This is a genomic window from Brevundimonas naejangsanensis (assembly GCF_000635915.2).
Classification (GTDB): domain Bacteria; phylum Pseudomonadota; class Alphaproteobacteria; order Caulobacterales; family Caulobacteraceae; genus Brevundimonas; species Brevundimonas sanguinis.
This window is the reverse complement of the sequence record NZ_CP015614.1, coordinates 417,501-430,712: the sequence shown is the minus strand read 5'-3', so window position 1 is coordinate 430,712 and position 13,212 is coordinate 417,501. Positions and strand designations below refer to the sequence as shown.

Annotated in this window: 8 protein-coding genes, 1 tRNA gene and 2 rRNA genes (1 of these 11 cut by a window edge); 4 read left to right on the top strand and 7 right to left on the bottom strand. The window is 63.4% G+C overall.

The features are described from left to right. Positions 1 to 18 precede the first annotated feature (18 nt). Positions 19 to 2,322, bottom strand: a complete 2,304-nt coding sequence (locus tag DA69_RS02050) for a bifunctional salicylyl-CoA 5-hydroxylase/oxidoreductase (RefSeq protein ID WP_025977709.1) — start codon at positions 2,320 to 2,322, stop codon at positions 19 to 21. Positions 2,323 to 2,420: 98 nt separating this feature from the next. After that, complete coding sequence (locus DA69_RS02045; protein ID WP_025977710.1) at positions 2,421 to 2,897, bottom strand: MarR family winged helix-turn-helix transcriptional regulator; 477 nt, start codon at positions 2,895 to 2,897, stop codon at positions 2,421 to 2,423. Positions 2,898 to 3,019: 122 nt separating this feature from the next. Between DA69_RS02045 and DA69_RS02040 the strand changes: the two genes are divergently transcribed. From DA69_RS02040 to DA69_RS02025, 4 genes are all read left to right on the top strand, one after another. Beyond that, a complete protein-coding gene (locus DA69_RS02040) occupies positions 3,020 to 3,805 on the top strand; it encodes a cyclase family protein (protein WP_025977711.1) in 786 nt (261 codons plus the stop codon). Between the two features lie 6 nt (positions 3,806 to 3,811). Continuing rightward, positions 3,812 to 5,953, top strand: a complete 2,142-nt coding sequence (locus DA69_RS02035) for an indolepyruvate ferredoxin oxidoreductase subunit alpha (protein ID WP_025977712.1) — start codon at positions 3,812 to 3,814, stop codon at positions 5,951 to 5,953. A gap of 4 nt (positions 5,954 to 5,957) precedes the next feature. After that, positions 5,958 to 7,439, top strand: a complete 1,482-nt coding sequence (locus tag DA69_RS02030; protein WP_025977713.1) for an indolepyruvate oxidoreductase subunit beta family protein — start codon at positions 5,958 to 5,960, stop codon at positions 7,437 to 7,439. Positions 7,440 to 8,962: 1,523 nt separating this feature from the next. Beyond that, positions 8,963 to 9,508, top strand: a complete 546-nt coding sequence (locus DA69_RS02025) for a hypothetical protein (RefSeq protein ID WP_025977714.1) — start codon at positions 8,963 to 8,965, stop codon at positions 9,506 to 9,508. Here the strand turns inward: DA69_RS02025 and DA69_RS02020 are convergent. From DA69_RS02020 to DA69_RS02000, 5 genes are all read right to left on the bottom strand, one after another. Then, positions 9,502 to 9,885 (bottom strand): hypothetical protein, encoded by a 384-nt coding sequence (locus tag DA69_RS02020; protein ID WP_167349625.1) that lies wholly within the window; start codon positions 9,883 to 9,885, stop codon positions 9,502 to 9,504. The two genes, DA69_RS02025 and DA69_RS02020, sit on opposite strands and share 7 nt — an antisense overlap. Positions 9,886 to 9,996: 111 nt before the next feature. Further along, positions 9,997 to 10,782 (bottom strand): hypothetical protein, encoded by a 786-nt coding sequence (locus tag DA69_RS02015; RefSeq protein WP_025977716.1) that lies wholly within the window; start codon positions 10,780 to 10,782, stop codon positions 9,997 to 9,999. Between the two features lie 923 nt (positions 10,783 to 11,705). Next, positions 11,706 to 11,782, bottom strand: a tRNA-Met gene (locus tag DA69_RS02010). Between the two features lie 56 nt (positions 11,783 to 11,838). Then, positions 11,839 to 11,953: ribosomal RNA gene (gene rrf / locus DA69_RS02005) — 5S ribosomal RNA — on the bottom strand. A gap of 82 nt (positions 11,954 to 12,035) precedes the next feature. Beyond that, a 23S ribosomal RNA gene (locus DA69_RS02000) occupies positions 12,036 to 13,212 on the bottom strand (it continues 1,604 nt past the right edge of the window).

Here is a 13,212-nt window from a genome sequence, read left to right as displayed (position 1 = left end):
ACCGCCCGGCCGCCCCGGTCAGGCTCTCACGCCATCTGCGGCGCTTCGGGCCTGTCGCGCAAGCTGGTCGAAACCGGCGCGATAGACGCTGGGCGTCGGATGCTCGCGGCGGCCCGCGGCGGCCGCCGCCTTGAGAGTCCAGGCCGGGTCCAGAAGGTGCGGGCGCCCCAGGGCGACAAGGTCCGCCCGCCCGGCCGCCAGGATGGCGTTGGCCTGATCCGCCTCGGTGATGGCGCCGACCGCTAGGGTGCGAACGCCTGCCTCATTGCGGATGCGGTCGGACAGGGGCGTCTGGTACATCCGCCCGGTGACAGGACGTGCGTCTGGATGCGTCTCGCCGGACGAGACGTCGATCAGGTCCGCCCCGGCCGCAGCCAGCCGCCGGGCGATCTCGACCGCCTCATCCGGCGCCAGACCGGCCTCCCCCATCCAGTCCTCGGCCGATATCCGCACCAGCAACGGCTTGGCCTCAGGCCAGACGGCGCGCACCGCTTCCACCACCGACAGCGGGAAGCGAAGCCGCCCGTCCAGATCGCCGCCGTAGGCGTCCTGGCGATGGTTCATCAGGGGAGTGATGAAGCTGGACAGCAGGGTCCCGTGCCCGGCCTGAATCTCGAGCACGTCGAAACCCGCCGTCTCCGCCCGGCGCGCCGCGGCGACGAAGGCGTCGCGAACCGCGCTCATGCCGGCTTCGTCCAGTGCGGCGGGCACGAGGCCGCCCTCGGCCCAGGGCCGATCCGAGGCCGCCACAAGCGGCCAGGGCTGATCCAGAGGCGTCGTCGCCGGGCGGCCGCCCTGCGGCGCGGCGCACGCTCCGCGCGGACCCGCATGGCCGATCTGGGCGCCGACGAGGGTTTCTCCCCCCGCATGGATCAGGGCGTTGATGCGCGCCCAGCCCGCAATCTGATCGTCGTCATAGAGACCGGCGCAGCCCGGCGTGACCCGCCCCTCAGGGGACACGGCCAGCATTTCGGTCATGAGCAGACCCGCGCCGCCCAGCCCTCGCGCGCCATAGTGGGCTAGGTGGAAGTCCGTCGCCCGCCCCTGAGCATCGGCCTGATAGGTCTGCATCGGAGCCACGACGATCCGGTTGGACAGTTGCGCCTCGCGCAGGCGCAGGGGGGCGAACATCGGCGGCGTCCCCGCCCCTGCCCCCGCCTTAACGGCGAACCAGTCCTCGATCCGGCCCAGCCAGCGGCCGTCGCGCACACGCAGGTTCTCGTGGCTGACCCTCTGGCTGCGGGTCAGCAGGGCGTAGGCGAACTGCTCGGCGTCGAAATCCGCATAGCGGTCGATATTCTCGAACCATTCGGTCGAGTTGCGCGCGCTGTTCTGGATCTTCAGCACCTCGACCTGGCGCTCGTCGCGATAGTCCTTCAGCGCCTGCGTCAGCGCCTGTCGGTTATCGAGGCCCGGCCGGTCCAGCACCTCGGCCAGCTTGATCGCATCCTCCAGGGCCAACTTTGTGCCCGATCCGATCGAGAAGTGCGCCGTGTGCGCGGCGTCGCCGAGCAGCACCACATTGTCGAAAGACCACTGGCCGCACAGCACCCGGCGGAAGTTGATCCACGACGCTGAGCCGCGCAGATGCGCCGAATTGCTCAGCAGCGGATGGCCGTCCAGATGGCGCGCGAAGATCCGTTCGCACGCCGCCAGCGTCTCTTCCTGGCTCATGTCCTCGAAGCCCAATCCCGCCCAGGTCTCAGGCGAGCATTCGACGATGAAGGTCGAATGGGTTTCGTCGAACCGATAGGCGTGAGCCCAGATCCAGCCCGCCGGGGTCTTCTCGAAGATGAAGGCGAAGGCGTCGAACAGCTTCTGCGTGCCCAGCCAGGTGAACTTGTTCCGGCGCGTCTGGATGTCGACATCGAAACGGTCGGCGTAGCGGGTGCGGATGCGGCTGTTCACCCCGTCGGCGGCGACGATCAGATCGAAGTCGGCGTAAGACGCCAGGTCATCGCCGAATTCGGTCTCGAAATGCATAACGACGCCCAGCTCGGCCGCCCGAGCCTGCAGAATCTGCAACAGCCGCTTGCGCCCTATGCCGATGAAACCGTGGCCGGAAGACACCTCCGTGCGGCCATCCAGCGCCACGGCGATGTCGTCCCAGTGCGCAAAGCTATCCCGGATCCGATCCGCGCTGACCGGGTCGTTCGCTGTCAGATTGGTCAGCGTCTGGTCCGAAAAGACGACGCCCCAGCCGAAGGTGTCTCCGCTCCGGTTGCGCTCGAAGACATGGATGTCGTGCTCCGGGTTCCGAAGCTTCATCGAGATGGCGAAATAGATGCCGGCGGGACCGCCGCCAAGACAAGCAACACGCATGAGACGCCTCCAGTTGCTTTAGGTCTAAAATAAATGAAGACGGCAGGCAAGCGGTTCATCTCCGTCGCCGACACGGCGCCGGATCGCGCGGAAGCGTCTTAGTCCGTCATGACTTCCAGGTTGGCGTTCAGTCGTCCAAGCAGCGTCAGCAGCCGCTCAGCATCCCGCTCGGAGAATCCCGCCAGCGCCTGACGATAGACGGGCGCCATCAGGACCCGGGCCTGCGCCAACCGCTCGCGGCCCGCCTGCGTCAGACTGACGTCGATCACCCGTGCGTCCGCCGCGCTGGTATTGCGCGAAACCAGCCCGGCGTTGGTCATCCGCTCCACGATCCGCATCATCGTCGACAGATTGACCACGCCCGCCCGCGAAATCTGACCGATCGAACGCGGCGCCTGCTCGCCCAGGATCATCAGCACCCGCCATGTCGGGATGTCGACGTCGATCTTTCGCAGTTCGCGCTCGATGATCAGGTTGTAGCGGCTAAGCACCCTGTTCACCTGGTAAAAAGGGTAGCGCTCCAGACGGAACTCTTCCGAACCGGGGTCGCCTGTCCGGCGCGTTTGCTCAACCACGGCGCCGTCCCTGCCCGCACAGGGCCCACGCCGGATCAGCGTCGACGCTCAAGAAATTAGTTGCAGATGCAAGTTTCTTCGGCAAGGCTTGATCCTGAGGAAAAAGAAAAGGGGAGGGACGAATGTCCGTATCTGCACAAGCTCTGTCGCAAATCGCGGCAGGCATCGCCAGCGGTGATGTCAAGGTCGTCGACCTGACGCAAACCCTGTCGGAAGACACGCCGACGCTGGTGCTGCCGCCGCCGTTCGGCCAATGCGCGCCGTTCAGCCGCCAGGAAATATCCCGCTACGACGAGCGCGGCGTCGCCTGGTACTGGAGCAATTTCACCGTCGGCGAGCACACGGGCACCCATTTCGACGCGCCCGCCCACTGGGTCACCGGCAAGGACCAGCCGGCCGGCACCGTGGACGTGGTGCCGCCGTCCGACCTGATCGCCCCCGCCGTCGTCATCGACTGTTCCGCCGAGGCCGCCGCCGATCCCGACTTCCTGCTGGAGCCCGCTCACATCGAGGCGTGGGAAGCCGTTCACGGCCGCATCCCGCCGCGCAGCTGGGTCCTGTTCCGCACGGACTGGTCCAAGCGTGACCCAGAGGCCTATGTGAACCGCCGCGAAGACGGCGCCCACACCCCCGGACCGTCGGCCGCCGCCGTCCGCCTGCTGGTCGAAGAGCGCGACGCTCTGGGCTTCGGCGTCGAAACCATCGGCACGGACGCTGGTCAGGCTCACCTGCTGGAGCCGCCCTACCCCGCCCACGCCCTTTTCCACGGGGCCGGCCGCTATGGTCTGCAGTGCCTACAGAACCTGGACGCCCTGCCGCCTACGGGCGCCGTTGTGATCGCGCCGCCGCTGAAGATCCGTGATGGATCGGGCAGCCCTCTGCGCGTTCTGGCTCTGGTCGCGGGCTGATCCAAGATGGCCGAGCGTTCCTTCAAGTCGGAAGTCCGCAAGCTGACCGCCGGTGAAGGCGACGTCTTTCACGGCGAGGGCATCCTCGCCGTGACCAAGGCGCTGCTGCAATCCGGGGTCGCCTATGTCGGCGGTTATCAGGGCTCGCCCATCAGTCACCTGATGGACGTCTTCGCCGATGCGAACGACCTGCTTGAAAGCCTTGACGTTCATTTCGAGGCCAGCGCCTCGGAAGCCACGGCGGCGGCCATGCTGGCCGCCTCCGTCAACTATCCGCTGCGCGGCGCCGTGGCCTGGAAGTCGGTCGTGGGCACGAACGTCGCCTCCGACGCCCTGTCCAACGTCGCCTCGGGCGGGGTGACGGGCGGCGCCATGATCATCGTCGGCGAGGACTATGGCGAAGGGTCCTCCATCATGCAGGAGCGCACCCACGCCTTCGCCATGAAGTCGCAGATGTGGCTGCTCGACCCGCGCCCCAATCTGACCAGCATCGTCGACATGGTCGAAAAGGGCTTCGAGCTTTCCGAGGCCTCGCACACGCCCGTCATGCTGGAGCTGCGCGTGCGCTCCTGCCACATGACCGGAAGCTTCGTCGCCCGCGACAACCGCCGCCCGCCCCTGACCGTGGCCCAGGCGGCGGCCGCGCCCGTGCGCGATGTGGAGCGGATCGTCCTGCCGCCCGCCAACTTCCTGCATGAGGTCGAGAAGGTCGAAAAGCGCTGGCCCGCCGGCATCGCCTTCGTGCGCGACAACAAACTCAACGAGACCTTCGGCCCGAACGAGGGCGACGTCGGCCTGATCGTCCAGGGCGGCCTCTACAACAACCTGAACCGGGCGATGGAGCTGCTGGGCCTGGCCGACGCCTTCGGCGACAGCGCTCTGCCGATCTACTGCCTCAACGTCACCTATCCGCTGATCCCCGAAGAGGTGACGGATTTCTGTCGCGGCAAGAAGGCGGTGCTGATCATCGAGGAAGGCCAGCCCGAGTTCATCGAGCATGAGCTGAACACCCTGATCCGGCGCGCAGGTCTTGAGACCCGCATCGTCGGCAAGGGCCCTCTGCCGCGCGCGGGCGAATACGCCGCCCACGTCATCCAGAAGGGGCTGAAGAGCTTCCTGGAGGAATGGAGCCCGAAACACGCTCCAGCGCCCGCACCGGTTTCCGCCGCCCCGGCGCCTGCGGCGGTCACAAGTCTGGCCGCCGAGGTCCCTGCCCGGCCCGCCGGCTTCTGCACGGGCTGTCCGGAGCGCCCGATCTTCACCGCCATGAAGATGGTCGAGCGCGAGTTGGGCCCGTCGCACGTGTCGGCGGACATCGGCTGCCACCTGTTCTCCATCCTGCCGCCGTTCAACATCGGCAATACGACGATGGGCTACGGCCTGGGCGCCGCCGGGGCTTCGGCCTTCAAGCCGAAGGACAAGCGCGCGATCGCCATCATGGGCGATGGAGGCTTCTGGCATAACGGCCTGACCTCAGGCGTCGGCAACGCCGTGTTCAACAAGAACGACACCGTCACCCTGGTCGTCGACAACGGCTATTCGGCCGCGACCGGCGGCCAGGACGTGCTGTCCTCGCGCGCCGACAACAAGGCGCGCAGCACCCGCAACCCGATCGAGAAGGCGGCGCGCGGCGTCGGCGTGGAATGGGTGCGCTCCATCGACCGCACCTACGACCTGAAACGCATGAAGGGCGCGCTGAAGGAGGCGCTGACCAGCCCGGAAAAGGGCCCGAAGGTCATCATCGCCCAGTCCGAATGCATGCTGAACAAGCAGCGGCGCGAGAAACCCCTGCTGCGCAAGGCCGCCCAGGCGGGACGGCGCGTCTCTCAGGACCGCTTCGGCGTGGACCCCGACACCTGCACCGGCGATCACAGCTGCATCCGGCTGTCCGGCTGCCCCTCCCTGTCGATCAAACCCAATCCCGATCCGCTGCGGCGCGACCCGGTGGCCCATGTCGACAACTCCTGCGTCGGCTGCGGCCTGTGCGGCGAGGTCAGCCATGCCGCAATCCTGTGCCCCAGCTTCTATCGGGCGCGGGTGGTGACCAACCCGGGACGCTGGGAGCGCTTCGTCAACGAACTGCGCCAACGCATCATCACGACTCTCCAGCGCGGCGCCGAGCGCCGCCTGGCGGCACGAGCTTTCTGAGACCATGACACAGCAAAGAGATCGTCTCTGCATCGCCATTCTGGCGCTCGGAGGACAGGGCGGCGGCGTGCTGGCCGACTGGATTCAAAGCGTCGCCCGCAGCCAGGGGCGACTGGCCCAGGGCACCTCGGTCCCCGGCGTGGCCCAGCGCACGGGCTCGACCGTGTACTATGTCGAACTGGCGCCCATGCCCGCCGACGGGCGCGCCCCTGTCCTGGCGCAAATGCCGACCCCCGGCGACGTCGACGTGGTCATCGCCTCCGAGCTGATGGAGGTCGGGCGCGCGATGGTGCGCGGCTTCGTCAGCGCCGAACGCACGACGCTGATCGGCTCGACCCATCGCATCTACGCCATCTCCGAGAAGTCGGCGATGGGCGACGGACGCGCCGACAGCAGCAAGATTCTCGAAGCCGCCGCCAAGCGGGCGCGCCGCTTCGTCGGCTTCGACATGGACGCCGCCTCCGCTCGCTCCGGCAGCGTCATCAGCTCGATCATGTTCGGCGCCTTGGCGGGCAGCGGCGCCCTGCCCTTCCCGCGCGAAGCCTTCGAGGAGGCCATCCGCGCCAGCGGCGTCGCGGTCGACAGCAACCTGAAGGGCTTCGCCGAGGGGTTCGACGCCGCCCGTCAGCCGGTCGCGGCGCCCGACGAGCCAGCGGTTCCGACGCCTGAACCGACCACGCCCTTCGGCCAGGCCCTGGCGGCGCGGATTCGCGCCCGACTGCCCGCCGTCGCGCACAGGAACGCCCTGCTGGGGGTTCAGCGCCTGATGGACTATCAGGACCAGGCCTACGCCGCCCTCTATCTGGAACGGCTGGAGCGGATCGCGGCGCTGGACCAGCCGCCGCACGCCCTGACCACAGAGACGGCCGCCGCCCTGGCGCTTTGGATGGCCTATGACGACACCATCCGGGTGGCCGACCTCAAGACGCGCGCCTCCCGCGCGGCTCGCGTGCGCGGCGAAGTACGCGTCAAGAACGACCAACTCCTCAGCGTCACCGAGTTCATGCACCCCCGTCTGCGCGAGATCTGTGAAACCCTGCCCGCCCCGATCGGGCGGCGCCTCCTGCACAGCACCGCCGCCGAAAAGCTGCTGGGACGCTTCTTCACCAAGGGCCGCCATGTGGAGACGACGCGGCTGCGCTGGTTCCTGATGCTAAGCCTGCTGGCCGCCATGCGTCCGTTGCGTCGCAGTTCCCTGCGCTACCAGGAGGAGCAGCAGCGCGTAGAGGAATGGCTCGCGGAAATCGAGGCTCGGGCGCCGTCGCAACCGGATGTCGCTCTCGAAATCGCGCGATGCCAGAATCTCATCAAGGGCTATGGCGAGACCTTCGACCGCGGCCTGTCCAGCTACGCAAAAATCCTAGGCTTCATTCGCTCAAGCACCCCCGCCGCGAACGACATAGCAGCCCTCCGCTACGCCGCATTGGCTGACGAAGAGGGAATCACGCTCCGTGCCGAATTTGATCTGCTAGCGACTTGCCTCTGAGTTTCCATTCAGCGGCGCCCGTCCTTAGATTAGTTACGCCTGGCCGCGTGGGGTGAGCAACAGGACGGACTGCGGCCTGCTTAAGCAAGCGGGCCACGACGAGATAAGGCCGGGCCGGGGTCGGCTGCACCCTGACAGGCTTCACCGCAGTTCGAACTTTTTCAGGGACAGCCTGCGGAATAGCCCTGCGGCGCTGCCCTGTGTTCGAATCTGTCTGGTCTAGAGAGGGCATGGATCAGCAAAAACCCCCGGAGCATGAGCTTCGGGGGTTTTTGTATTTGGCTGCGGGAGCTCGCAACGCTCACCATAGCATCAGCAGCACAATGGACATTCCTGCATAGCCCGAAGGCGCTGAATCTCGGCACCCATGACGACCACCTAGGAACGGTCAGCAATGCGCCAGCAGCAGACATTGGCTCGTCGCCCGAGACCTGACATTCAGCGCTGGCGAACGTCAAAGTCAGCTTTCGACCCATTGCGGAACTCGCCCACGAAGAAATCAAAGCGCGGCGGACGCAGACACAAATACGGACGCTGGCGGTCGATCTAGATAGACGATGATTGGGTGCTGGACGTATCGAGCGCACCCCAGCCCACCGGCGAAGACATAGAGATCATTACGATGCCAGCCGACACTAATGCTGGGGTGCGCTGTCGGATACACTGCACGAATTAGGTAGGGTGCCGTCTCAGAGCCAAGAGGCCGCGCGGGCTCGCCAGCGAACCATCGCACCTGTTCGGTAGTTAGCCCAACAGCGCCTTCGGTCGCGAGCAGCGCAGTTGCAGCCGGGATGTCATTGGAAACCGTTTGCACAAACGAGGGGTCTATGTCCTTCCAACCGATCCTATCGGTTTGATGGTTATCTCGTAGCCATTCATTCGTGGTGGGCAGATTGCAGGTCGACTGGGTATCACTTCCCGACCCCGAGCACGCAGCCAAGGCCCAGAAGCCGATGATCGAAAGCGCGCGGACCATGGCAGTCTCCCGTCACCCGACATCATATCGCTCCGGATGTCCGCTAACCACCCTCAAGCGCACTTCACTTCGCGACCCGTTGGGGGCTCAATGCTTTGGGTGGAGTTTCCCAGCGGCGCCGCTCCACGCGCGTGGCGAATGACCCGCCAATCGGATACGCCGACAACGCGCCCGATGCATACGAGCTATATTGCAGCCGACCATTATTGCCAAAATTCCGATGGTCCCCAGCCCAAGGCGAGCGAGAAGCGACCAAGGGAGAAGACATGCCCACAGAAGAGAGGTGAGGCCGCTTGCGTTCCAGATAGCCACATCCATGACGACATCATGCCGTCGGACAAACGCTCGCCATCGAAGAGACCGGTCCATTTCTGCGAAGATGATGCAAAATCGCTGGAATGCGAAGTCCGCTTTCCACCCTTAGGCGAACTTCTCTTCACGACCCTTAGCGGACATTAGAAGGCTTAGCGCATAGCGTTTCAGCTTCTGCCAATAGTTTCCTAAGCTGCTCGATGTCAGCCTTCAATGGTTCAGCTCGAGTAGCCCGATGGCGGATGCTTTCAAGAGCCTGATCCTTGATCGTGACGCTTGCGAAGTCATCCCAATCCCACTCGCCTCCAGTGCCCTCGATGAAGTCTCGCAGGTATTGAGCCACTTCTTCTGGTGTGCGTTGAACCTGCCGGGATTCGACAACTCCTTCCTCGACGCCTTGACCGAGGAGATGAAGGCAGTCGTCTTCATCTATTCAGGCGACCTGCCAGAGGGCGAAGCCTACGAGGGTGCCCTGGTTTCGGTGGAAGTCATCGACGACTGGTCGGTCGTCGGCCTGAGCCAGAACCGCATCACCCTCATCCTCAGCGTTATGGCTATCGCTAGGGTTGAAATCCAGTTTGAGGATCGAGACGACGCGCGATACGATCGAGAGGACGGCGTCTGGTACGGCGCACGATCGGCCGCGACAGAGATCGACGAAGAAGTCCGGATCCAGGTTCTTGTCGATCTGGACCGATCAAGCGGCCAGGTGGTGGAGGCCCGAATTCTCGACGACGAGGTCGGGGTGCACGGCCCCTCCGACGACATCTACGATTATTGACTGCTGCTCCCGTCCGCCCCCCCTTCACGGCCGTGACCTTGATGAGACGGCCTGTGACGGTGCCTACAAGCGCCTGGCGACAGCGGCCTGACAGCGACAGCGGAAAAGAAGCCGGTGCCCGGCCCCGGCGACCGCCCGCCATCGAGAATGACACGCGCCTCACCGGAGAACGGTTGCGCCTTGTACTGCGCGGCCATCCAATAGGCGATCTCGCCGTGATGGAGCATGATCCAGTCGAGGTTCCAAGCCAACCGCATCTGATGCATGTCGCCATCTCGCACGATCGGGATCGCATCGTCCGACACCGAGCCATTCGTTGCGCTCGCCTTCGGCCAGACGTTTTTCAATCTCGTCCGCGGTTTCGCACGCTCGAACATACCAGTGCCCCCGGGCGTGTAGACCTCGAAACCTGCGTCCTCACACCCTCATCGAGAGTCTATTCACGCGCCTCTCAAATGGCGACCGTTGCAATACGATCGCCGCCGCCCTCACCCCGAGGCGCTCGTCAGCAAGCTTCTGCCGTTCGCATCCTTACCAAGCGCCGCTAGCAACCACTTAGGCGGATTTGTGATCTGCCCATCGCTAACGGTTTCCGGCAGATCGTGCCAAAAGGCGAGGATCGCTTCGGAGAACCGATCGATATTCTGGTCGTCCAGCGTCAGATGGGTGTGGTCGAGGACAGAGGTCAGATAGAGGGGTTGGTCAGCTCGCTGACCAAGCATCTCAGGAGCCAGTTTGCGCAGTTCCGTGAGCGACGTCCCGCCCCCGTGCTTGTAGACATTGACCACCAGATGGCAGAGCCGCAAATCCCGGTAATAGGCCCGCGTCTTCACCGGCCATTGCCAGGATTCCAGGAATTCGAAAATCTGATCGACCGTAGCCATCCACACTGCTTTCCGAAGATGTTCTCCGCGCGCAATCCGCATGAGCTCACGGACCAGCCAGTCCCGAAGCTGTTTCTCCCACTCGTGATACATACCAGCGACTATGCTAAGCTGGGTTACCGACCTTAGATCCTCAAGGCTGAGGTAGAAGCCGACGCCCGCGTCATGGGCGGCCTCGTAGTTCGAGCCCGGATCATCACGCTCCGGATTGAAGTTTTGCGCTCTTTCGGCAAGCCAGGTCTCTGCGTGCCGGTCGGCGTCAGCCTTCATCGACTCCTCGGTGAACTGAGCCAGCAGTCGCATCCTGGCCTCGTTGACAAAAAACGCGTGGCGTTCGATCAACCCCTCGCGCACCCCGCGCCACATGTGGAAGATCAAATAGTTATCCATCCGGAGCATCCTTTCGCTGGGGCGAACTTCAATCCTAAGAAGACAGCCGATAACCTTTCGTAGTCTGGGAGAAGCATTCCTGTTTCGCTAGGTTCGCGTCGCCAAAGGCATGAGGCGGAGCGATCAAGGTAACAGACAAAAACCGAGGGGGGCGTCCGGCGGGCGGGACAGGATATCCGCCATGATTCAGACCTGCGCACTCGGTATCTGGCCGAACCCTGCCCAAAAGCGGACGTCGCCAAAGACCGCGTTGAGTCAGGTTCAGCCCTTCGGCAGTCCGCAAAGCGCCACGAGCGGACATTGAGTCCTACGCGCAAAGCAGACTTCCAGACGCGACCCTAGCCCGACGCCACGCTAGAGGGCATCGGCACTTACTGCCAATCTCTTTCAAGCCGAGCGGGAGACGCTTCGTCTAAGCCTGAGCCGAACGCTATGGTCAGGCTTCGCTGTCGAAGCTAGGACCCCCGATGAGCGATAGGATCGCGGAGTCCGCGAATAAGTTGGATCGGTAGGGCCCGACGAGAGCCGACTTGAGCCAGTCCGCCTTGAGACTGGCCTCGGCAAGGATCGTGTCGCGAAGTGTATCGACTCTTGGGGCGGTATAATTTTGCGCCCCACTTGATTGCAGGAACGCGAAGCTCTCGGCGTCTTGGACCGACTTCGAGTCTCGAACCTCGCGGCGCTGGTGGTTCACCAGCTCGACGAATAGCGCGAGACGGCCCAGCTTGGCTGGCGTCTTCTAGCTCGTTGACGAAGTTCTGCCGAATGGATTGCCAGTAGCCGCTGAGGCCCGGGATTTGGTGCGCCGGCTGATCGAGACGGTGGTGGTGACGCCGCTGCCGGAATGGGGCCAGTATGGGCTGACCGTAAAAGGACAAATCGCCGCCCTGGTGAAACCAGGACGACGATTGTACTACTGTATTTGGGTGCGGGAGCAGGATTTGAACCTGCGACCTTCAGGTTATGAGCCTGACGAGCTACCGGGCTGCTCCATCCCGCGGCAAGGCGGTGTGTAAAGGAAGAAGGTTCGAGATATCATTCATGTGTGTCGGGTAGACCCGGCGGCGACCTACTCTCCCGCGCCTTAAGACGAAGTACCATCGGCTCTGGAGGGCTTAACGACCGAGTTCGGAATGGGATCGGGTGGGGAACCTCCGACAGAGCCACCAGGTCAACCCGACACACACGAATGAAATGAGAAGATATCGTTTTTTGTTTTCGACACGTAAAAATCGAATGAGTTTTGCTGAGAAACGATCAAGCCGATCGGATTATTAGTACCAGTAAGCTTCACACGTCACCGCGCTTCCACACCTGGCCTATCAACGTGGTAGTCTTCCACGATCCTCAGCGAAGCCTTGTTTTGAGGTTAGTTTCCCGCTTAGATGCTTTCAGCGGTTATCTATTCCATACTTAGCTACCCTGCTGCGCGGCTGGCGCCACGACAGGTCCACCAGAGGTATGTCCATCCCGGTCCTCTCGTACTAGGGACAGATCCTCTCAAGCTTCGAACACCCACGGCAGATAGGGACCAAACTGTCTCACGACGTTCTGAACCCAGCTCACGTACCACTTTAAACGGCGAACAGCCGTACCCTTGGGACCTGCTCCAGCCCCAGGATGTGATGAGCCGACATCGAGGTGCCAAACTTTGCCGTCGATATGGACTCTTGGGCAAAATCAGCCTGTTATCCCTAGAGTACCTTTTATCCGTTGAGCGATGGCCCTTCCACGCGGGACCACCGGATCACTATGGCCGACTTTCGTCTCTGCTCGACTTGTCAGTCTCGCAGTCAGGCTAGCTTATGCCATTGCACTCGACGACCGATTTCCGACCGGTCTGAGCTAACCATCGCGCGCCTCCGTTACACTTTGGGAGGCGACCGCCCCAGTCAAACTACCCACCACGCCATGTCCCGGGACCGGATAACGGCCCTCGGTTAGACGTCAACGACAGTAAGGGTGGTATTTCAAGGATGGCTCCACCAGAGCTGGCGCCCCGGTTTCATAGCCTCCCACCTATCCTACACATACGGTCGCTAACGCCAAGGCGAAGCTATAGTAAAGGTTCATAGGGTCTTTCCGTCTGACCGCGGGAACCCCGCATCTTCACGGGGAATTCAATTTCACTGAGCCTGTGCTGGAGACAGTGGGGAAGTCGTTACGCCATTCGTGCAGGTCGGAACTTACCCGACAAGGAATTTCGCTACCTTAGGACCGTTATAGTTACGGCCGCCGTTTACCTGGGCTTCAGTTCGGAGCTTTCACTCCTCCCTTTAACCTTCAGGCACCGGGCAGGCGTCAGACCCTATACGTCGCATTGATGCTTCGCAGAGCCCTATGTTTTTGCTAAACAGTCGCTACCCCCTGGCTTGTGCCACTCAGCCCTGGTTGCCCAGGGTGAGTCACGCTTATTCCGAAGTTACGCGT